A 21,512-nucleotide genomic window follows, 5' to 3' on the forward strand; every position below is an offset into this window, starting at 1 on the left:
CACGGGACACCCCTCGGGTTCGAAGGGTACGTGCTCGTGGTTCGGGAACCGCACAGTGGACGCGTAGCAAAAAGTATGAGTGGTGAAGTTGTCGGCTTATTAGTACCGGTCAGCTGCGAGAGTCTTGAGTCCTCTCTTCCACATCCGGCCTATCTACCCGGTGGTCTAGCCGGGAGCCTCTCGGGGCAAGCCCCGTGGAAACCTCATCTTGAAGCAGGCTTCCCGCTTAGATGCTTTCAGCGGTTATCCCTTCCGAACGTAGCCAACCAGCCGTGCTCCTGGCGGAACAACTGGCACACCAGAGGTTCGTCCGTCCCGGTCCTCTCGTACTAGGGACAGCCCTTCTCAAGTTTCCTGCGCGCGCAGCGGATAGGGACCGAACTGTCTCACGACGTTCTAAACCCAGCTCGCGTACCGCTTTAATGGGCGAACAGCCCAACCCTTGGGACCTACTCCAGCCCCAGGATGCGACGAGCCGACATCGAGGTGCCAAACCATGCCGTCGATATGGACTCTTGGGCAAGATCAGCCTGTTATCCCCGGGGTACCTTTTATCCGTTGAGCGACGGCGCTTCCACAAGCCACCGCCGGATCACTAGTTCCGACTTTCGTCCCTGCTCGACCTGTCAGTCTCACAGTCAAGCTCCCTTGTGCACTTGCACTCGCCACCTGATTGCCAACCAGGCTGAGGGAACCTTTGAGCGCCTCCGTTACATTTTAGGAGGCAACCGCCCCAGTTAAACTACCCACCAGGCACTGTCCCTGATCCGGATTACGGACCGAGGTTAGATGTCCAGAGCGACCAGAGTGGTATTTCAACGTTGACTCCACCGACACTGGCGTGCCGGCTTCACAGTCTCCCACCTATCCTACACAAGCCGCACCGAACACCAATACCAAGCTATAGTAAAGGTCCCGGGGTCTTTCCGTCCTGCTGCGCGTAACGAGCATCTTTACTCGTAGTGCAATTTCGCCGAGTTCGCGGTTGAGACAGCGGAGAAGTCGTTACGCCATTCGTGCAGGTCGGAACTTACCCGACAAGGAATTTCGCTACCTTAGGATGGTTATAGTTACCACCGCCGTTTACTGGGGCTTAAATTCTGAGCTTCGCCTTGCGGCTGACCCGTCCTCTTAACCTTCCAGCACCGGGCAGGCGTCAGTCCGTATACATCGTCTTGCGACTTCGCACGGACCTGTGTTTTTAGTAAACAGTCGCTTCTCCCTGGTCTCTGCGGCCCTCCACGCTTCCCGGGCAAGCCGGTACACGCTTCAGGCCCCCCTTCTCCCGAAGTTACGGGGGCATTTTGCCGAGTTCCTTAACCACGATTCTCTCGATCGCCTTGGTATTCTCTACCTGACCACCTGAGTCGGTTTAGGGTACGGGCGGCTAGAACCTCGCGTCGAAGCTTTTCTCGGCAGCATAGGATCACCCAATCATCCAGCATACGCTGTCACCATCGGTTCTCAGGCTGTGTGAGTGGCGGATTTGCCTACCACTCGCCCTACGGCCTTGGACGTGGACTACCATCGCCACGCTGGGCTACCTTCCTGCGTCACTCCTGTTAATACGCTTACCTACTACCGGATCGGGTCACGCGCTCCCCGTGACGGTGACTCCCGAAGGAGTCGGTGTCACGGCTCGGGCGTTTAGCATCACCGGGCTCGGTATGGGCGGTTCTTCGCCGGTACGGGAATATCAACCCGTTGTCCATCGACTACGCCTGTCGGCCTCGCCTTAGGTCCCGACTTACCCAGGGCGGATTAGCCTGGCCCTGGAACCCTTGGTCATTCGGCGGACGGGTTTCTCACCCGTCATTCGCTACTCATGCCTGCATTCTCACTCGTGTGGCGTCCACCACTGGGTTACCCCGCAGCTTCACCCGCCACACGACGCTCCCCTACCCATCCACACGCCTGGACCACGAAGGCCTAGCGCAATGTGTGAATGCCACAGCTTCGGCGGTATACTTGAGCCCCGCTACATTGTCGGCGCGGAATCACTTGACCAGTGAGCTATTACGCACTCTTTCAAGGGTGGCTGCTTCTAAGCCAACCTCCTGGTTGTCTGTGCAACTCCACATCCTTTCCCACTTAGCATACGCTTAGGGGCCTTAGCTGGTGGTCTGGGCTGTTTCCCTCTCGACTACGGAGCTTATCCCCCGCAGTCTCACTCCCGCGCTCTCACTTACCGGCATTCGGAGTTTGGCTAACGTCAGTAACCTGGTAGGGCCCATCGGCTATCCAGTAGCTCTACCTCCGGCAAGAAACACGCGAGGCTGCACCTAAATGCATTTCGGGGAGAACCAGCTATCACGAAGTTTGATTGGCCTTTCACCCCTAACCACAGGTCATCCCCCCGGTTTTCAACCCAGGTGGGTTCGGTCCTCCACGCGGTCTTACCCGCGCTTCAACCTGCCCATGGCTAGATCACTTCGCTTCGGGTCTAGAGCACGCGACTGTGACGCCCTATTCGGACTCGCTTTCGCTACGGCTTCCCCACACGGGTTAACCTCGCCACGTACCACTAACTCGCAGGCTCATTCTTCAAAAGGCACGCCGTCACCCCTGCTAGGGAGGCTCCGACGGATTGTAGGCACACGGTTTCAGGTACTATTTCACTCCCCTCCCGGGGTACTTTTCACCTTTCCCTCACGGTACTTGTCCGCTATCGGTCACTAGGTAGTATTTAGGCTTAGCAAGTGGTCTTGCCAGATTCACACGGGATTTCTCGGGCCCCGTGCTACTTGGGATCCCCTTCGGGAGGTCACGTCATTTCGTCTACGGGGGTACCACCCTCTGTGCCGGGCCTTTCAATGCCCTTCGACTATAACGAGACTTTCTGACTCCCTGCTGACTCGGCAGAATCAGCTGAAAGGTCCCACAACCCCGTACACGCAACGCCTGCCGGCTTGACACGCATACGGTTTGGCCTGATCCGCTTTCGCTCGCCACTACTCACGGAATATCTCTTCCTGCCGGTACTGAGATGTTTCACTTCCCGGCGTTCCCTCCACACACCCTATATATTCAGGTGCAGGTCACACGACATGACTCGTGCGGGGTTTCCCCATTCGGACATCCTCGGATCACGGTTCGTTTGCCAACTCCCCGAGGCTTATCGCAGGCTACCACGTCCTTCTTCGGCTCCTAGTGCCAAGGCATTCACCCTGTGCCCTTAAAAACTTGACCACAAAGACATACTTTAAAAGATGCTCGCGTCCACTGTGCAGTTCTCAAACAACGAACGATCCCCGACCTCCCGCCGGCGCCTACCCACCGCCCCGAAGAGCAGCTGGCGGTTCGACCGACCGACCGGGCCCGTCATGAAGCAACCTCCCTCGCGGGCTGTTCCCTCAGGACCCAACAGCGTGCCTGGGCGACCGACCCGACCCGGCGGTGCGCGTTCCATCCCGAAGGAGTACTGACGCGATGCCGGCCCGAGCGGGCCGCCGTAGTTGATGTTCCACCCTTGAGCACCACCCCCGACGCGTTCGGCCGGGGCATGGCCTCTGCACGACCCCACCGAAGCAGGGCGTGTCAGATGCTCCTTAGAAAGGAGGTGATCCAGCCGCACCTTCCGGTACGGCTACCTTGTTACGACTTAGTCCCAATCGCCAGTCCCACCTTCGACGGCTCCCCCTCAAAGAGTTGGGCCACCGGCTTCGGGTGTTACCGACTTTCGTGACTTGACGGGCGGTGTGTACAAGGCCCGGGAACGTATTCACCGCAGCGTTGCTGATCTGCGATTACTAGCGACTCCGACTTCATGGGGTCGAGTTGCAGACCCCAATCCGAACTGAGACCGGCTTTTTGGGATTCGCTCCACCTCGCGGTATCGCAGCCCTTTGTACCGGCCATTGTAGCATGCGTGAAGCCCAAGACATAAGGGGCATGATGATTTGACGTCATCCCCACCTTCCTCCGAGTTGACCCCGGCAGTCTCCTATGAGTCCCCGGCATGACCCGCTGGCAACATAGGACGAGGGTTGCGCTCGTTGCGGGACTTAACCCAACATCTCACGACACGAGCTGACGACAACCATGCACCACCTGTACACCGACCTTGCGGGGCAACCATCTCTGGAAGTTTCCGGTGTATGTCAAGCCTTGGTAAGGTTCTTCGCGTTGCATCGAATTAATCCGCATGCTCCGCCGCTTGTGCGGGCCCCCGTCAATTTCTTTGAGTTTTAGCCTTGCGGCCGTACTCCCCAGGCGGGGCACTTAATGCGTTTGCTGCGGCACGGAACTCGTGGAATGAGCCCCACACCTAGTGCCCAACGTTTACGGCATGGACTACCAGGGTATCTAATCCTGTTCGCTCCCCATGCTTTCGCTCCTCAGCGTCAGTTGCGGCCCAGAGACCTGCCTTCGCCATCGGTGTTCCTCCTGATATCTGCGCATTCCACCGCTACACCAGGAATTCCAGTCTCCCCTACCGCACTCTAGTCTGCCCGTACCCACTGCAAGCCCGAGGTTGAGCCTCGAGTTTTCACAGCAGACGCGACAAACCGCCTACGAGCTCTTTACGCCCAATAATTCCGGACAACGCTTGCGCCCTACGTATTACCGCGGCTGCTGGCACGTAGTTAGCCGGCGCTTCTTCTGCAGGTACCGTCACTTGCGCTTCTTCCCTGCTGAAAGAGGTTTACAACCCGAAGGCCTTCATCCCTCACGCGGCGTCGCTGCATCAGGCTTGCGCCCATTGTGCAATATTCCCCACTGCTGCCTCCCGTAGGAGTCTGGGCCGTGTCTCAGTCCCAGTGTGGCCGGTCGCCCTCTCAGGCCGGCTACCCGTCGTCGCCTTGGTGGGCCGTTACCCCACCAACAAGCTGATAGGCCGCGAGTCCATCCCTGACCGATAAATCTTTCCAACCGCATCGGATGCCCGAGCGGCACGTATCCGGTATTAGACCTCGTTTCCAAGGCTTATCCCAGAGTCAGGGGCAGGTTACTCACGTGTTACTCACCCGTTCGCCACTGATCCCCCCAGCAAGCTGGGGTTCACCGTTCGACTTGCATGTGTTAAGCACGCCGCCAGCGTTCGTCCTGAGCCAGAATCAAACTCTCCGTAAATGTCTACTGGTCCCCACCACCCGAAAGCGGTGGACAACCGACACACGAAACGACCCCCACCCGCTGGCGAGCGGGGATCAGTCAATTCGGCTTCTGCAGGAACCGACCCGACGGGGTCGGACTCGGCTCCCAATCGAAACCAAGACCCACCACACGAACCAGTCACCCCGAACGAGGCGACCAACCCGAGCGATGAACCATCTTGGCATCAACTACTAGGCACACTGTTGAGTTCTCAAAGAACAGACGCGCATCCCCCACTCACCCTTGCGGGCTCCTGGCCGGAGGCAACCGTTCAAACTTATCCGATCCGCTTCGGCCGGTCAAGTCCGTTCCGGACCGTCCGACCTGCGAGGATCGATCCTCGGCACGTCCGTCGGCGGGCACACATGTCCCGTCGAGTCCTTGCCAAGGGGGTGGTCTCCCCCGGGACCAGCCACCGGGATCATCCTCGGTGTCTGTTCCTCCCTGTCGGGGCGACGTCGTAGAACATTACGCAGTCCGGGGCGGGAGCGTCAACTCCGCTCCGCGTGACCCCGGTCACCCGCATGAACACGGGGATCTGCACCCCACCGGCGCCCTGGCCTCCCGGAACGGCCGGCGGCCCGCACCTCCCGTAGGTGGTGCGGGCCGCCCGGCTCGGGACGGATCGCTCAGTACAGGGCGCTGGCCAGCGCGCGGCGGGCGGCCGCGACCCGGGGGTCCTCCTGGCCGACCACGTCGAACAGCTCGACCAGCCGCACGCGCACCCGCTCCCGGTCGGCGCCGGCGGTCACCCGCACGGTGTCGACGAGCCGGGCGAAGGCGTCCTCGACCTGCCCCCCGAGGACGTCGACGTCGGCGACGGCGAGCTGCGCGTCCACGTCGCGCGGGTCCTCGGCCGCCGCGGTGCGCACGGCGGCGAGGTCGACGTCGCGGGTGCGGGTGAGGAGGCCCACCTGGGCCAGACCGGCCCGCGCCATGTCGTCGCGCGGGTTCTCCCGCAGCGCCTGCTCGTAGGCGGCGGCCGCCGCCGGCAGGTCGTCGCGCTCGATCGCGTCGTACGCCTCCTGGTGCAGCGGGGGCAGCGGCGGCTCCTCCGGCTCGGGCTCCGGCTCGGGTGCGCCGTCGCGCGGCGGGACCGTCCCCGTGATGCCGTTCGCCGCCGCGGCCTCGAGCACCTGGTCGAGGACGCCGCGCACCTGGTCCAGCTGCGGGACTCCCTGGAACAGCGGCAGCGGCTGCCCCGCGAGCACCGCGACCACCGAGGGCACGGACTGCGCCTGGAACGCCGCGGCCACCTGCGGGTTGGCCTCCGAGTCGATGCGGGCGAGCAGCAGCCGGCCGGCGTACTGGTCCGCCAGCGTCCCGAGGTCGCGCGCGAGGTTGATGCTGGCCTCGCTCCACGACGCCCACAGCAGCACGACCACGGGGTGCTGGGTCGAGGACTGCACCAGCGCGGGGAAGCCCTCGGTGTCGACGTCGACCACGTAGGCGCCCGGTGCCGGGAGACCGCCGGGGGTCCCGGGCGCCGGGGTCGCCGGGCGACCGAGCCCCGACAGGTCGATCGCGCCCCGCACGTCGAGGCGCGGCTGGTGGGCCGGGTTCTGGCTCATGCTGCTGTGCTCCTGATCTCGCGTGTGCTCACGATGTCACGGGACCCGGCGTCAGGAGCCGGTCACCGCGGTCCGGGCGTGCTCGGCGGCCAGCAGCCGCACCTGCTGCTCCCCGCCGGCGGGCGGCACGTACAGCGCGACCACGTCGGTCCAGGTCCGCACCAGGCTCTGCGACACGCTGCCCACGCCGGCGAGCGCCGCGTCGAACGGGTCGCTGAGCGTGATGCTGCCCTGGCTGAGGGTCGCCGTCGTGACGGTGCTCAGCTCGCCGACGACGATCGCGCCGCCGTCGTCGGTCCGCAGGGCCGTCACCTGGTCGGCCACGGGTGACACCGTCTCGGCGACCGACGCGATCTCCTGCAGGCTGGCCGCCGTCTGGGCGCGGGCCTCGGTGAGGGCCGTGCGGAAGAAGTCCGCGGGGAAGGTCGCCGCGTACGCCGACGCGTCCCCGTTGGTGAGGACGTCCGCGTACTGGGCGACGGCCTCGGCCGGGCTCAGCAGCAGGCTGTCGTCGTCGGGCGCCACCGGCTCGCTGCCGACCTCGGGCCGCTCGGTCGCCGGCATCTCGACGGACGGGCCGAGCCGTGCCCAGCCCCACAGCCGGTACGGCTCGCGCGGCCCGGCCTGCTCCAGGACGAGCAGCAGCGGGGCCTGGAGGTCGTCCGGCTGCTCCGTGACGACCATCTGCGTGCGCGGCCAGTCGGTCGTGCTCGGGACGATCAGGGTCTGCGCGGACGTCGGCAGCGCGACAGGCGGACGGGCACCCCCGGTCGCCGTCGCGCGGACGTACTCGGCGGTCCTGATCGCGAGCGCCGGACCGGTCACGCGCGCCGGCAGCCCGGCGGGGTCGAGCGCGGCGTCGCCCGCGGCGAGCACCTCGCCGACCTGGTCGAGGACCGACGACGACTGCGTCACCGTCAGCACGGGCGGCGGCACCGCGGGGACGGCGTCGGGCACCGGCTCCGGGACCGGGGTCGCGCAGGCTGCGAGGCCGAGCGCGGCCGCGAGCACCACGGCGGCTCCGGCGGACCGGCGGCGGCGTGCGGCCCCGACGGGGCGGGGGGCGGGGCGTGCCGTCATCGGTCCTCCTCCGTGCGCTTCTGGTCGCCGTCCGGTGCCGTGCCGCCCTCCTCCGGGAACCCCCACATGCGGCGCCAGGCGTCGGCCCGGCCGGCCTGCGCGGCGGCATCCGCCTCGGACTCGCCGGCGAGCGGCGCCGCCCCGGTCCCGGGGGCGGCGGCGCGCGGTGGCGCCGACGGCGTGGCGGGGACGCCCGGGGTCGGCGACCAGGCGGTCGCCGGCGCCGGGGTGGCGGGCGGCGGCGCGTCCCGGGGCGGGGTCTCGGGGGTCTCGGCGCGACCCCGGCGCCACGGCAGCCGGGAGGCGAGGCCGCCGCGAGGGCGGTCCTGCTCCGGCCGGCCGGTCGCGGGGGGCGCCGCGGGCGCGGGCGTCGACGGCGTGGGCGTCCCGGGTGCGGGCGTCGTGGGCGGCGTCGCCGGCGCGGCGGCCGGAGCGCCCGGCGGCACCGGTGCGTCCGAGCCCGGTGCGGCCGGCGTCGCGGTGCGGGGCGCGGTCGCGCCGGGCGCCGTCGCTCCGGGTACGGCCGGCCCGGCCGTCGTCGGCGCACCCCCCGAGGACCCGGTCGCCGAGGTCGGCGCCCCCGTGCCACGCGTCGGCGTCGGCGTCGGTGCGCCCGCGGACCGCGGCTCGCGCGCCCCGCGCTCCGGGCCGGTCCCGGCCGGGCTCTCCCCGCCGGTCGCGCGCCCCGCGGCCGGCCCGGTCTCCGCGGGGACCGCCGGGACCGTCCCGGTGACGGCGGGGACCGCCCCCGTCACCACGGGCACGGCACCGGTGGCCGGGCGACGCCCGCGGCGACGGGCCGCGGCTGCGGCTGCCGCGGCGGCCGCCTCGGCCTCGCGGATCTGCCGCCGGGTGAGCGGGGCGCCCGTCGCGCTGATCGTGGTGACCGGGATGGCCCCGGTCGGCATGGCGGTCGTGTCCGCGGCGGCGGCGTCGGCGGGGGCGACGACGGCGATCTGCCCCGTGGTCACGGGGTGCCAGCCGGCGTCCGGGCCCTCGCGACGCTGCCGCAGGATGCGGACGAGGAGCACCGCCGCGACGGCGAGCAGCAGCACGCCGAGCGCCACGCCGGGCCACAGCCACGGCGTGGTCACGGTCTGCGGCCAGGAGAGGTCGAGCACGGGCGCGCTGTCGCCGAGGGAGACGGCGAGCAGCGACCAGCGGCCGTCCTGCGCGGGCCACTCGAGCGTCGCGGACCCGTCGCCGGTGACCTGCGCGACCCACATGTCGGACCCGGTCGGGTCGGCGGCCTGCGCGGCGGTCTCCGCCTCGGCGGCGCTCGCCGAGGGGCTGGGCTCCGCCGTCGCCGCGGCGTCCGCGGTCGGCGTCGGGGTCGGGGTCGCTCCCGGCGCCGGCCCCCCCGCGGTCGTCGCCAGCGTGTGCCAGTCGGACAGCCCCGTGACGCGCTCGTACGGGTCGGCACCGACCCACGCGGTGACGTCGGTGTCCCGACCGACGGCCAGCACCACCGGCGACCCCTCGGCCCGGACGGTGATCGTCACGGGGTCGCCGGCGACCTCGAGCACCCCGGGGTCGGTCACCAGGGTGCGGGTCCCGCCCCCGGGTGCGGCGGTGGCGACCAGGGGGTCGTCGGCCCGCCACACCGTGGCCGAGGCGACGCCGAGCGCGATGGCGGCGACGCCGAGCACGGCGAGGACGGCGGCGATGAGTCGCTGGAGCACGCGTCTTCCTCTCGAACGTGACGGCCCAGGATAGGCGAGCGACCTCGGAGTCCGCGCACGACCCGTGCCGCGAGGAGTACCGGAACCGCCCCGAAGGAGTACCGCGCGGGGTGCACCGCGCCCGGTTCGCCCGGATACGCTGGACGGCGGACCGCGGGCCGACCGACGCCCCGAGCCTCCCCCGCGGAGGCGGTCCCCACAAGCGCTCGCGCGCTCCCGCAGGAGGAACTTCGTGGCAGACGACCGTACGCCCTTCCCGGTGGTCAACTTCCGTGGCTACGACCGCGGACCCGTCGACACCCGCATGGACGAGCTCGAGCGCGCGCTGGCCGACGCCCGCAGCCAGGTGTCGTCGCTCGACGAGCGGGTGCTGCAGATCTCCGGCGAGCTGTCCGAGGCGCACCGCCAGCTGCGCGAGGCCGAGCGGCCGACGTACTCGGGACTCGGCTCCCGCATCGAGATGCTGCTGCGCTCCGCGGAGGAGCAGTCCTCCGACGTGGTGCAGCAGGCGAACGCCCAGGCGTCCGACGCCCTGGCCCGCGCGCGCCTGGCCGCCGGCCAGCTCCGGGCCCGCGCGGAGAACGAGGTCGCGGAGATGCTGGCGACCGCCCGCCGCGAGGCGACCGAGGAGCGCTCGACCGCGCACACCGAGGCGGAGAGCGCCCTGGCGGGGGCCCAGCGCCGCGCCGAGGAGCTCGTCGGGTCGGCCGAGCGGGAGGCCGCACGGATCCAGACGGCGATCCAGACCGAGGAGAGCGAGCGCCGCGCGACCCTCGAGCGCGAGCTCGGGACGCTCCGGGCCACCGTCGAGCGCGAGACGACGGAGCTCCGGATCAGCACCGAGCAGGCGGCCGAGGCGCTGCGCTCGACGACCGAGGCGGAGACCACCGCCCTGCGCGCGGACGCCGAGCGCTACGACCAGGACCTGCGCCAGCGCGCGGACGCCGAGACCACCGCGCTGCGGCAGCGGGTGACCTCGGAGCTCGCGGAGCTGCGCACCGAGGCCGAGCGGTGGTCCGCGATGCAGCGGTCGCTCGCCGCCACGGAGATCGCCGAGGCCCGCCAGGTGGCCGGCGAGGAGATCACGTCGCTGCGCGCCGAGGCCCAGGCGCACGCGGACGCCGTGCGGTCCGCCGCCGAGCGGGCCGCGACCGAGCTGCAGCAGCGCGTCGCCGCCGAGACCGCCGCGCTGCGGGCCGAGGCCGAGCAGTACTCCGGCTTCGTCCGGGCCAGCGCCGACCGGGAGACCGGCGAGCTGCGCGCGGCCGTCGCCGACGAGGTCGCCGCGGCCCGCCAGGAGGCCGAGCAGGCCCTGACCGCGCAGCGCGCGGAGGCTGAGCAGTACGTCGCGGAGCTGCGCGCGACCGCGGAGCGCGAGACCACCGAGCTGCGCGAGCGCACCGGGCACGAGGTCGCCACCCTGCGCGCCCTCGCCGAGCGGGAGACCACGGAGCTGCGCGAGCGGACCGAGCGGGACGCGACGGAGCTGCGCGAGCGCACCGAGCGCGAGGCCGCCGAGCTGCGCGAGTCCACGCGGCTCGAGGTGGAGCGCCAGCTCACCGAGGCGTCCCGCGCGGCCGAGGAGCAGCGCTCGCGGGCGCGCACCGAGTCCGACGCGATGCTCGCCCAGGCGCGCCAGGCGCTCGCGGACGCGGAGCTGCAGATCGCCGCCCAGCGGGAGGCCGCCGAGCGCGCCGACGCCGAGCGGCACGCCACCGCCCGCGCCGAGACCGAGAAGCTGGTCGCGGACGCCGAGGCGCACGCCGCCGACGCGGAGCAGCGGGTCGCCAAGGCCCTGGAGCAGGCGGAGAAGATCCGCGTCGACTCCCAGACCCAGGCCAAGGAGCTGCTGTCGAACGCCCGGCAGAACGCGGACCGCGTCGTCGCCGAGGCCCGCGAGCACGCCGAGAAGACCCTGTCCGAGTCGATGTCCGAGGCGGAGCGCGAGCGCACGACCGCCCAGCGCCAGGTCGAGGACCTCAACCGGCAGCGGGAGTCGATCACGTCCTACCTGGACGAGCTGCGCAACCTGCTCGGCCACGAGCCGGTGCCGACCAAGCAGACCCTGGAGCGCGCCGACGCGGCGCAGGCGCAGTTCGACGCGAAGCAGGCCCGTCCCGCGGCCCGGCCGGCCCGCGGCGGCAAGAGCCGCCCGGCGCCCGTGTCGGCCGCCGGTTCCGCGGCGGCGGCGGCGCCCGCGATGGACGTGAAGGACGCGGACGACGCGAAGCCCGGCGCCCCGGAGGACGCTGCGGCCGGCGCGCCGGACGCCCCGGCCGCCCCCGAGGCCCCCGCGACCGAGCAGCCGCAGCCGTCCGACGCCCCCGGGGCCGCGCCCGCCGCGGAGCAGCCCGCCGCCGAGGCGCCCGCGCAGGACGCCCCGGCCGACGGGGACGAGGTCGTGGCCGGCGACCGGTGACGACGCCCGACGACGACTGGCGCTCCCGCCGCCGCGAGGCGGCCGACGCCCACGAGGCCGCGCTGCGCGCCCGGCGGCAGGCCGAGTCCGCCCGCGCCCGGGAGCTCATCGCGCGGTTCGTCGCGGACGCGGCCGAGCGCGGCGTGGCGCCGGTGCCGCTGCACGCCCAGGGGTACGGCGGGCGCGGCCGGTACCGCACCCCGCTGGCGGGCTGGTACCTCCGCAAGGACCGGACGGTCGCGGTCGGGACGGACGGCGGCTTCTACGTGCTGACCGTGCCGCCGTCGCTGGCGGCCCGCCTGCGCGGCGTCCGCCCGGAGCCCCAGGACCCGCCGCTCGTCCTGGGCGCCGGCGGCAAGGACGGCGAGTCGCTGGACCTCCCGATCGCCCTGGCGCGCGCGCTCGGCGACGCCTGACCCGGGCCCGCTGCGGGCGAGCCCGCGCGCCCGAGGCGGCACCTCGCGCGCATCCGGGCAGGCCCCGGAGCACCCCCGCTGATCGGGTCATGCCCCGTCGGCGCGGCGGCACGACGGTACGGGGCGCGGCCGCGGCGCGCGCCGCTCAGGCGCGGGCGAGCAGGGTGGCGAGCGCCTCGGCGACCGGGCGGGGGGTCTCCACCGCCGTGAGGTGGCCGGCCCCGGGGACGACCACGGGCTCGACGCGCAGCGCGTCCGCCATGCGGCGGGCCTCCGCGACCGGGGTCGGCTGGTCCTCCTCCCCGACCAGCACCAGCCCGGGGCCGTCGTACGCCTCGAGCACCGCCGTCCGGTCGGGGCGGGCCGCCATCGCGCGCTGCGACCACGCGACGCCGGCGGGCGGCTGCGCGGCGATCCACGCCCCGACGCGCGCGTCGACGCCCCGGTCGCGCGCGTCGGCGCCGAGGAGAGCGGCCGCCATCGGCAGCACCTCGTCCACCGTGCCGGCCGCCTCGACGACGTCGGCGACCCGCAGCCGGTTCGCCTGCGCCTCGTCGGTGTCGGCGGTCGACTTCGTGTCGAGCAGGCCCAGCCCGGCGACGAGGTCCGGGTGCCGCTCCGCGAGCGCCAGGGCGACGTAGCCCCCCATCGACAGCCCGGCGACGACGGCGCGGCGGTGCCCCGCCCGGGCGAGCGCCTCGGCCACGGCGTCCGCGGACGCCTCGATCGACGGCTCGGGCAGCGGCACGCCCTGGGCGGCGCCGAGGCCCGGCAGGTCGGGGGCGAGCACCGGGCCGGGCAGCAGCGCGGCGACCTCCCCCCACATCCGGGAGTCCAGCGGGAAGGCGTGCAGCAGCACGAGCGGCAGCCCGGTGCCGGGGCGCAGGGCGTGCAGGACGGCGGTGGCGTGCGGGCGGGCGTGCGTCATGCGTCCTCCTCGGGGGTGCCGGCGGCGGCCTGCTCGCTCGGGCCGTCCCAGGTGGCCGGGAGCGGGACGGGGAAGCCGGGGCGCACGTGGCGGACGATCTCGTCGAGCACGCGGCGGACGTACGCCTCCCCCACCCACAGGTGCTTCGCCCCGTCGACGCCGATCACCTCGGCCTGGTGCACGCGGGCGAACCGCTCGCGGGCCTCGGCGGGGCGCAGGTAGTCGTCGTGCTCCGGGACGAGCACGACGAGCGGCTTGCCGTCGGCGTCCCACGCGTCGAGGTCGGCGTCGGTGGCGCGGTGCAGCGGCGGCGACAGCAGGACCGCGCCCTCGACGGCCGGGTCGAGCCCGTGCATGAGGGTGAGCTCGGTGCCGAACGACCAGCCGACCAGCCAGGGGTGCGGCAGGTCGCGGAACTCGGCGAGCTCGATGGCGGCGTGCACGTCGAACTTCTCGGACCGGCCCTCGTCGAACGCGCCCTGCGACGTGCCGCGCGGGCTGGACGTGCCGCGCGTGTTGAACCGGAGCACGGCGAGGTCCGCGAGCGCCGGCAGCCGCCAGGCCGCCTTGCGGAGCACGTGCGAGTCCATGTAGCCGCCGTGCGTCGGCAGCGGGTGCAGCGTGACCAGCGTCGCGGCGGGGGGCTTCGGCGTCCCGTCCGGGTGCACCGGCAGGGCGAGCTCGCCGACCAGGGTCAGGCCGTCGGCGGTGTGCAGCTCGACGTCCTCGCGGTGCGCGGGCAGGACGGTCAGCGAGCGGATCGGGGCGGGGGCGGCGTCGGTGGTCATCGCCGTCGAGCGTAGTCCGGGGGGCGGGGCCGGGCGCGGGCCCGGGCGCGGGGCCGTCAGCGCCGCGTCGGCCGCCGTCGCCCCCGGGCCGACCAGCACGCCGTGTGCCAGTGCCGCCGGTCCGCGAGCGCCGCGTCCGCCCCGAACATCCCGTCGGCCGCCCAGGCGACGACGTGCGGCGTGCCCGGCGCGATCTCCTGGTCGCAGCCCGGGCAGCGGAACGTGCGCTCCGAGCCGCCGACGCGCTGGACGGTCCACGTGCCGTCGGCGGCCTCCTCGGAGGTGCGCCCGCCCCGGACCCGCTCGGCGTCGAGCGGGACGTGCTCGGCGGTGTACGGGCGCTTGCCGGAGCGGCGGGTGGAGGGCACGCCCCCATGATCCCGGACGCGCCGGAGGGCGGCCACCACGCGGGCGGCCGCCCTCCGGGCGCGGACGTCAGGACAGCGTCGCGGCCGTCTCCGCCGGCGCGATGGTCCGGGTCGCGACGAGGTCGCGGTACCAGAGCGCCGAGTCCTTCAGCGTGCGCTCCCCCGTCGGGTAGTCGACCCGGATGATGCCGAACCGGCGGTCGTAGCCGTACGCCCACTCGAAGTTGTCCATCAGCGACCACACGAAGTACCCGCGCACGTCGGCGCCGGCGTCCATCGCGGCACCCACGGCGTCGATGTGGTCGTGCAGGTACTCGACGCGGGGCAGGTCGTGCACCCGGCCGTCGGCGGACACCTCGTCGTAGAACGCGGCGCCGTTCTCGGTGACGGCCATCGGCAGCCCGGGGTAGCGGCGGTGCAGGTCGAGCAGCAGCTCGGTCAGGCCCTCGGGCTCGATGTTCCAGCCCATCGCGGTGTGCGGGCCGGGCAGCGGCAGCCACTCGACGTCGTCGCAGCCGACCCACGGGCTCACGACGGAGGACCGGTGCCCGTCGGGGCCCGGGGTGCCGTCGCCGACCGGGGGCGTGCCGCGCCGCACCTTGCCGGTGGAGTAGTAGTTCACGCCGAGCAGGTCGATCGGGACGCGGATGAGCTCGAGGTCGCCGTCCTGCACGAAGGACCAGTCCGTGAGGTGGGCGGTCTGGGCGAACACCTGCTCCGGGTACCGGCCCTCGAGCAGCGGCTGCAGGAACACCTCGTTGGCGACGGTGTCGACCTCGCGCTTGGCGGCGACGTCCTCGGGCGCGTCGGAGGCGGCGCGGGTCACGTGCAGGTTGAGCGTGATCGACACCTGCGCGGCGTCGCCGAGCACCTCGCGGACGGCGCGCGCGGCCAGGCCGTGCGCCAGGTTGAGGTGGTGCACCGCCGCGAGGGCGGTGGCGGGCTCGGTGCGGCCCGGGGCGTGCACGCCGGAGGCGTAGCCCAGGTACGCGGAGCACCACGGCTCGTTCAGCGTCGTCCACACGGTGACCTTGTCGCCGAGCACCTCGGCCATCTTCCGGGCGTAGTCCGCGAACCGGTACGCCGTCTCGCGGTTCCCCCAGCCGCCGGCGTCCTCGAGCGGCTGCGGCAGGTCCCAGTGGTACAGCGTCACGACGGGCGCGATGCCGGCCTCGACGAGGCGGTCGACCAGGTCGACGTAGAAGGCGATGCCCTCGTCGTTCCACGCGCCGGAGCCGTCGGGCTGCACGCGCGGCCACGCGATCGAGAGCCGGTACGCCTGGAGGCCGAGTCGCTGCATGAGCGCGACGTCCTCGGCGACCCGGTGGTAGTGGTCGGCCGCGACGGCGCCGGTGTCGCCGTTGAGCACGGCGCCCGGGCGGGCGGAGAACGTGTCCCAGATGGACGGGCCGCGGCCGCCCTCGGTGGCGGCGCCCTCGATCTGGTACGAGGCGGTCGCCGAGCCCCACAGGAAGTCGGCGGCGAACTGGCGTCCGGACGGACGGGTGGTGGGCATGACGGTTCCTCGGGGGGTTGGCGGGCGTCCCGCGGGACGGCGGTGTCGAATCGATACGATACACGGCGTGGGAACGCTCCCGCGACCCGGGGAGGACGGAGTGTCGAAGCGCTTCGGTACGGCAGTAGGGTGGGCGGCATGGCGACGATCGACGACGTGGCACGCGCCGCAGGCGTGTCCGCCTCGACGGTCTCCTACGTGCTGTCCGGCAAGCGGCCGATCTCCCCAGGGACGCGGGAGCGGGTCGAGCGCAGCATCCGCGACCTCGGGTACCGGCCGCACGCCGGGGCCCGGGCGCTGGCCTCCGCCCGCAGCAACGTGATCGCCCTGATGGTGCCGTTCCGCGCGGGCGTCAACGTCGGCATCATCATGCAGTTCGTCGGCGGGGCCGTGGCCGCCGCCCGGCAGCACGACCACGACGTCCTGCTGCTCACCCAGGACGACACCAGCGGCGTCGACCGGGTCGCGTCCTCCTCGATGGCCGACGGCATCATCGTCATGGACGTCGAGGCCCAGGACACCCGCCTCCCGCTGCTCCGGACGCTCCGGCAGCCGTCCGTGCTGATCGGCGTCCCCGACGACTCGTCGGGGCTGAGCTGCGTGGACCTCGACTTCACCGCCGCGGGCCGGCTCGCCGTCCGGACCCTCGCGGAGGCCGGGCACCGGCACGTGGCCCTGATCGGCGCCTCCCGCGCCCGCTACGAGCGCCGGGCGAACTACGCCGTGCGGATGCGCGCGGGCGTGCAGGACGAGGCCGAGCTGCGCGGCGTCGGCGTCACGGTCGTGCCGAGCGAGCCGTCGTTCGCGGGCGGGGTCGCCGCGGCGGTCGAGCTGCTCGCGCTCGACCCGGACGTCAGCGGGGTCGTCGTGCACAACGAGTCCGCCCTGCCCGGGGTGGTCGCCGCGCTCGCCGAGCGCGGGCTGCGGGTGCCGCAGGACGTGTCGGTGCTGGCCGTCGGGGCCGCGGACGCCGCCGAGTCGCTGTCCCAGCCGCTGACCTCGATCGACGTGCCCGGGCACGACATCGGCCGGGTGGCGGTGGAGATGGTCATGGCGCACCTGGGCGGCGAGACCCTGGCCGGCACCCGCCTGATCTCCCCGCGCCTCACGGACCGCGCCTCGGTCGCGGCCCCGGCCCGGCGCGCCCTCGCGGGCTGACGCGCGGGACCGGCGCGGCTGCCGGGACGACAGGACCCGACTGCTCCGACGCCCGGCGAACCCGCGGATCCTGCCGTCCCGCCGCCGCGCCCACGTCGCGCGGACGACGAGACGGCAGCAGGCGGGGGTTCCGCGGGCGCGTGCCCCCCGGGTGCTGCCGTCTCGTGCGCCGCCGGCGTCAGGCGGCCGGGAGCTCCACCACCGGGCCCGCGGACGGGACCGGCTCCGACAGGGCGTGCGCGACCGACCACGTCGCCGGGACCGCGCCGGACGCCTCGACGCGCACCGCGTCGCCGCGGCGGGTGACGCGGAACACCGCGTCCTCCCCCGTCGGGCGGGCGATCCGGGTCACCGAGTCGTGCCCGTCCGCGAGGCCGAACAGCCGCAGGGTCACGCCCTCGGCGTGGTCGTAGTCCGGGCGGTCGGTCCGCGCGCCGACCGGCAGCACCGTCCCGGGCCGGACCAGCAGCGGCAGCGAGTCGAAGCCGTGCCGCTGCCGGTGCCACCGCGGGCCCTCGACCACGGAGCCGTCGAGCAACGACGTCCACGCGCCCTCGGGGACGTAGACGTCCACGTCGCCCTCCGCCGAGAACACCGGCGCCACCAGCAGCGACGGCCCGAGCGTGTACTGGGTGTCGACGGTCGCGGCGGTCCGGTCGGCGGGGAACTCGAGCAGCATCGGGCGCATCACGGGCACGCCGGTCTCGTGCGCCTCGCGGCCGACCGCCGACAGGTAGGGCATGAGGGACAGCTTGAGCTCGGTGAACCGGCGGGTGACGTCGACGGCCTCCTCGTCGAAGGCCCACGGCACGCGGTACGAGCTCGACCCGTGCAGCCGCGAGTGCGACGACAGCAGGCCGAACGCCAGCCAGCGCTTGAAGATCGCCGGATCGGGGGTGCCCTCGAAGCCCCCGATGTCGTGCGACCAGTAGCCGAAGCCGGACAGGGACAGCGAGAGCCCGCCGCGCAGCGACTCCGCCATGGCCGGGAACGTCGACTCGCAGTCGCCGCCCCAGTGCACGGGGAACTGCTGGCCGCCCGCGGTCGCGGAGCGCGCGAAGACCACGGCCTCGCCCTCGCCGCGCACCTCGGTCAGCAGGTCGAAGACCGTCCTGTTGAAGAGCTGCGCGTAGTAGTTGTGCATCCGCTCGGGGTCGGAGCCGTCGTGCCAGACGACGTCGGTCGGGATCCGCTCGCCGAAGTCGGTCTTGAACGCGTCCACCCCCATGTCGAGCAGCACGCGCAGCTTGCCCTGGTACCAGGCGACGGCGTCCGGGTTGGTGAAGTCGACCAGCGCCATGCCGGCCTGCCACATGTCCCACTGCCACACCGACCCGTCGGGCCGCGTCACGAGGTAGCCGAGCTCGCGCCCCTCGTCGAACAGGTGCGAGCGCTGGGCGATGTACGGGTTGATCCAGACGCAGACCTGGAGCCCGCGGTCGTGCAGCCGGTCGAGCATGCCCTTGGGGTCGGGGAAGGTCGCCGGGTCCCAGACGAAGTCGCACCAGTGGAACTGCCGCATCCAGAAGCAGTCGAAGTGGAAGACGGACAGCGGCAGCCCCCGGTCGGCCATGCCGTCGATGAACGACATGACGGTGTCCTCGTCGTACTGCGTGGTGAACGACGTCGACAGCCACAGGCCGTACGACCAGTCCGGCACCCGCGCGGGGCGCCCGGTCAGCGCGGTGTACCGGCGCAGCACGTCCTTGGGGTCGGGCCCCGCGATGACGTAGTACCGCAGGCGCTGGCCCTCGACGCTGAACTGCGTGCGGGACACCGCCTCGGAGCCGATCTCGTACGACACGTGCCCGGGGTGGTCGACGAACACGCCGTAGCCGGCCGAGGACAGGTGGAACGGCACGTTCTTGTACGCCTGCTCGGACGCGGTGCCGCCGTCGGCGTTCCAGACGTCGACCGACTGGCCGTTGCGCAGGAAGGGCGTGAACCGCTCGCCGAGGCCGTAGATCTGCTCGGCCACGCCCAGGGAGAGCTGCTCGCGGACGTACGAGCGGCCCTCGCCGTCGGTGACCAGCGCGAGGCCGCGGGAGTCGGACGACGTGACGGTGCGGCCGTCGACGGCCAGGTCCAGCGTCCAGGGGCCCGAGGTCGCGACGGTCGCGGTGAGCGGGCCGGACGTCAGCGTCGCCGGGCCGTCGGCGGGCACGGCCACCCGCACGCCCTCGGACGACGGCGCGGCGAGCGCGTAGTGCGGGCCGCGGTCGACGCCGCCGCGGTGGTGCTCGACGGTGACGCCGACGACGCCCTCGGCGGGACTGTCGAGCGTGACCGTCACCAGCGGGCGGTTCAGCGTGTCGCCGCGCTTGGTCAGCGGCGCGGTGGCGGCGTAGACGGCGAGCGAGGACTCGCCCGCGACCACCTCGGCGACGTCGAGCGGACGCAGCAGGCTGACGCCCGGCCGGGTCATCCAGTAGCCGTCGGTGAACTTCATCGGGTCTCCTCGATCAGGGCGACGGCGGACTCCGGCGCGAGCACCAGGTCGCCGTCCGTGGTGGCGCCGCCGATCAGGTCGACGGCGGGGTGCGGCAGGTGCACCGTGCGGGGCTCGCTGCCGCGGTTGAGCAGGAACAGGACGTCACCGCGGCGCGCGGCCTCGACGCCCTCGGGGCACGCGACGGGGCCGTGCAGGCCCGCGACGTCGGCGCAGTCCCGGACCACCCGCGCGAGCGCGCCGGCGGGCGGGACGGTGGACACGTACCAGGCCTGGCCGCCGCCGGGCAGCACGCGCCGCGTGACCGCGGGCCGCCCCTCGATGCCGGCGCCCCCGTAGGTGGCGAGCACCTCGGCGTCGTCGGCGCGCAGGTCCTCGGACCAGTCGGCCGCGCGGAAGTCGCCGAACCGGTCCGACGCCACGGCCACGCCCCCGTCGGGGAGCGGGCGGTACTGCTCCCCGGACGCGCCGAGCACCCCGGCCCAGGGCGCGGGGAACCGCCCGGTGCGGACGTGCCCGTCGGGGTCCGCCACGCCGCTGAACGGGCCGACCAGCAGCACGCCGCCGCGCCCGGGCACGCGGGCCAGGTTCGCGGCGTCGTCGTCGGACACCAGGTAGAGGGCGGGGACGACGACGAGGTCGTACCCGTCCAGGTCCGCGCCGGGGTGCACGACGTCCACGGGGATGCCGGACTCCCAGAGCGGCTCGTAGTACGCGAGCGCCTGGTCCACCGCGCCGAGCCGGGCGCTGGGCCGGCCGGGGGCCTCCCCCGCCCACCAGGACGACCAGTCGAAGACCAGGGCGGCGCGCGCGGCCACGCCGGTGCCGACGACGCGGCGCAGCCGGGACAGCACGGCACCCTGCTCGCGGACCGCCCGGTGCAGCGCGGTGTCCGGGCCGGCGTGCGGCAGCATCGCCGAGTGGAACCGCTCGGCGCCCGCGACGGACTGCCGCCACTGGAAGTAGCAGACCGCGTCCGCGCCGTGCGCGACGGCCCGCAGCGAGTCCAGCAGCATCGTCCCGGACGACTTCGGCAGGTTGTGCTGCCGCCAGTTCACCGCGCTGGTGGCCTGCTCCATGAGCACCCAGGGCCGGCCGTGGCCGAGCGAGCGGATCAGGTCGTGCGTGAGGGCGGCGCGCGCGGCGGCGCGGGGGTCGGCCGGGTCGGAGTACCAGTCGTCGGCGACCACGTCGACGTCCCCGGCCCAGGACGCGTAGTCGACCCCGTGGAAGAAGCCCATGAAGTTGGTCGTCACCGGCACGCCCGGCGCGGCGGGTCGGATCACGTCCGCCTGGACCCGGTACAGGTCACGGAGCTGGTCCGAGGTGTACCGCTTGAAGTCGAGCTCCTGCGTCGGGTTGTGCAGGTACGGGGCGGCGCGCGGCGGGACGACCTCCGACCAGCGACCGTAGTGCTGGCTCCAGAACGCGGTGCCCCAGGCCCGGTTGAGCTCCTCGATCGTGCCGTACCGGGCGCGCAGCCAGCCGCGGAACGCCTCGGCGCACAGGTCGCAGTGGCAGACCTGGCCGAACTCGTTGCCGACGTGCCACATCGCGACGGCCGGGTGGTCGGCGTACCGCTCGACCAGGACGCGCACGATCCGCAGCACGTGCTCGCGGAACACCGGCGAGGTCGGGCAGAAGTGGTTGCGGGAGCCGGGGCTCATCCGGACGCCGGCGGCGTCGACCGCGGACGTCTCCGGGAAGTCGTGGGCCAGCCACGGCGGGGCGGACGCGGACGGCGTCGCGAGGTCGACCGCGATGCCGGCCTCGGCGAGCAGGTCGAGCAGCCGGTCCAGCCAGCCGAGGTCGAACGCGCCCGGCTGCGGCTCGAGCCGGCCCCAGGAGAACACCCCGACGGTGACGAGGTTGACGCCGGCCTCGCGCATGAGCGCGACGTCCTCGGGCCAGACCTCCTCGGGCCACTGCTCGGGGTTGTAGTCGCCGCCGTACAGCAGTCCGTGGCGCGCGGTCAGCGCCGCGAAGCCGGTGGGTCGCGGGTCGGTCGGGGGGTCCTGGTGCACCATGCGTCGTCGCCTA

General features: G+C 72.3%; 12 protein-coding genes and 2 rRNA genes. 3 read left to right on the forward strand and 11 right to left on the reverse strand.

The window, feature by feature from the left end; genetic code table 11:
- Nucleotides 1-79: 79 nt before the first annotated feature.
- From HNR08_RS02290 to HNR08_RS02310, 5 genes are all read right to left on the reverse strand, one after another.
- Nucleotides 80-3,189 (reverse strand): 23S ribosomal RNA (locus HNR08_RS02290).
- A 363-nt stretch (nucleotides 3,190-3,552) separates the two neighbouring features.
- A 16S ribosomal RNA gene (locus HNR08_RS02295) occupies nucleotides 3,553-5,073 on the reverse strand.
- The 16S and 23S rRNA genes sit together here, the layout of an rRNA operon.
- A 653-nt stretch (nucleotides 5,074-5,726) precedes the next feature.
- On the reverse strand, nucleotides 5,727-6,668 hold the full coding sequence (locus HNR08_RS02300) for a tetratricopeptide repeat protein (RefSeq protein WP_146839097.1): 942 nt from the start codon (nucleotides 6,666-6,668) through the stop codon (nucleotides 5,727-5,729).
- A 51-nt stretch (nucleotides 6,669-6,719) separates the two neighbouring features.
- On the reverse strand, nucleotides 6,720-7,748 hold the full coding sequence (locus tag HNR08_RS02305; RefSeq protein ID WP_183834757.1) for a DUF8094 domain-containing protein: 1,029 nt from the start codon (nucleotides 7,746-7,748) through the stop codon (nucleotides 6,720-6,722).
- Entirely contained in the window at nucleotides 7,745-9,430 is a 1,686-nt protein-coding gene (locus HNR08_RS02310) for a hypothetical protein (RefSeq protein ID WP_146839095.1), read from the reverse strand. Before HNR08_RS02310 ends, HNR08_RS02305 begins: the two co-directional genes overlap by 4 nt.
- A gap of 232 nt (nucleotides 9,431-9,662) precedes the next feature.
- Here HNR08_RS02310 and HNR08_RS02315 point away from each other — a divergent pair, with 232 nt between their 5' ends.
- Together HNR08_RS02315 and HNR08_RS02320 are read left to right on the forward strand one after the other, a co-directional pair.
- On the forward strand, nucleotides 9,663-11,849 hold the full coding sequence (locus HNR08_RS02315) for a coiled-coil domain-containing protein (protein ID WP_146839093.1): 2,187 nt from the start codon (nucleotides 9,663-9,665) through the stop codon (nucleotides 11,847-11,849).
- Nucleotides 11,846-12,265 (forward strand): hypothetical protein, encoded by a 420-nt coding sequence (locus tag HNR08_RS02320; RefSeq protein ID WP_146839091.1) that lies wholly within the window; start codon nucleotides 11,846-11,848, stop codon nucleotides 12,263-12,265. Before HNR08_RS02315 ends, HNR08_RS02320 begins: the two co-directional genes overlap by 4 nt.
- Nucleotides 12,266-12,410: 145 nt before the next feature.
- On the opposite strand, the gene HNR08_RS02325 is transcribed toward HNR08_RS02320, so the two are convergent.
- From HNR08_RS02325 to HNR08_RS02340, 4 genes are all read right to left on the reverse strand, one after another.
- Entirely contained in the window at nucleotides 12,411-13,193 is a 783-nt protein-coding gene (locus tag HNR08_RS02325) for an alpha/beta fold hydrolase (RefSeq protein ID WP_146839089.1), read from the reverse strand.
- Nucleotides 13,190-13,981 (reverse strand): alpha/beta hydrolase, encoded by a 792-nt coding sequence (locus HNR08_RS02330; RefSeq protein ID WP_146839087.1) that lies wholly within the window; start codon nucleotides 13,979-13,981, stop codon nucleotides 13,190-13,192. Before HNR08_RS02330 ends, HNR08_RS02325 begins: the two co-directional genes overlap by 4 nt.
- Before the next feature lie 56 nt (nucleotides 13,982-14,037).
- The gene (locus tag HNR08_RS02335) at nucleotides 14,038-14,349 is read right to left on the reverse strand and encodes a hypothetical protein (RefSeq protein WP_146839085.1); all 312 of its coding nucleotides are present in this window, start codon (nucleotides 14,347-14,349) and stop codon (nucleotides 14,038-14,040) included.
- A 67-nt stretch (nucleotides 14,350-14,416) separates the two neighbouring features.
- Nucleotides 14,417-15,865 carry a glycoside hydrolase family 1 protein gene (locus tag HNR08_RS02340; protein WP_146839083.1) on the reverse strand — a complete coding sequence of 483 codons (1,449 nt, stop codon included), beginning with the start codon at nucleotides 15,863-15,865 and terminating at the stop codon, nucleotides 14,417-14,419.
- Between the two features lie 138 nt (nucleotides 15,866-16,003).
- Between HNR08_RS02340 and HNR08_RS02345 the strand changes: the two genes are divergently transcribed.
- Complete coding sequence (locus tag HNR08_RS02345) at nucleotides 16,004-17,023, forward strand: LacI family DNA-binding transcriptional regulator (protein WP_146839081.1); 1,020 nt, start codon at nucleotides 16,004-16,006, stop codon at nucleotides 17,021-17,023.
- Nucleotides 17,024-17,201: 178 nt separating this feature from the next.
- Here the strand turns inward: HNR08_RS02345 and yicI are convergent, their stop codons facing one another.
- On the reverse strand, nucleotides 17,202-19,472 hold the full coding sequence (gene yicI / locus HNR08_RS02350; RefSeq protein ID WP_146839079.1) for an alpha-xylosidase: 2,271 nt from the start codon (nucleotides 19,470-19,472) through the stop codon (nucleotides 17,202-17,204).
- Complete coding sequence (locus HNR08_RS02355) at nucleotides 19,469-21,499, reverse strand: beta-galactosidase (protein WP_146839077.1); 2,031 nt, start codon at nucleotides 21,497-21,499, stop codon at nucleotides 19,469-19,471. The genes yicI and HNR08_RS02355 overlap by 4 nt, the downstream gene beginning before the upstream one ends.
- Nucleotides 21,500-21,512: the final 13 nt, after the last annotated feature.

Origin of the sequence: Cellulomonas hominis, from assembly GCF_014201095.1 — a bacterium.
In the GTDB taxonomy this organism is placed as follows: domain Bacteria; phylum Actinomycetota; class Actinomycetes; order Actinomycetales; family Cellulomonadaceae; genus Cellulomonas; species Cellulomonas hominis.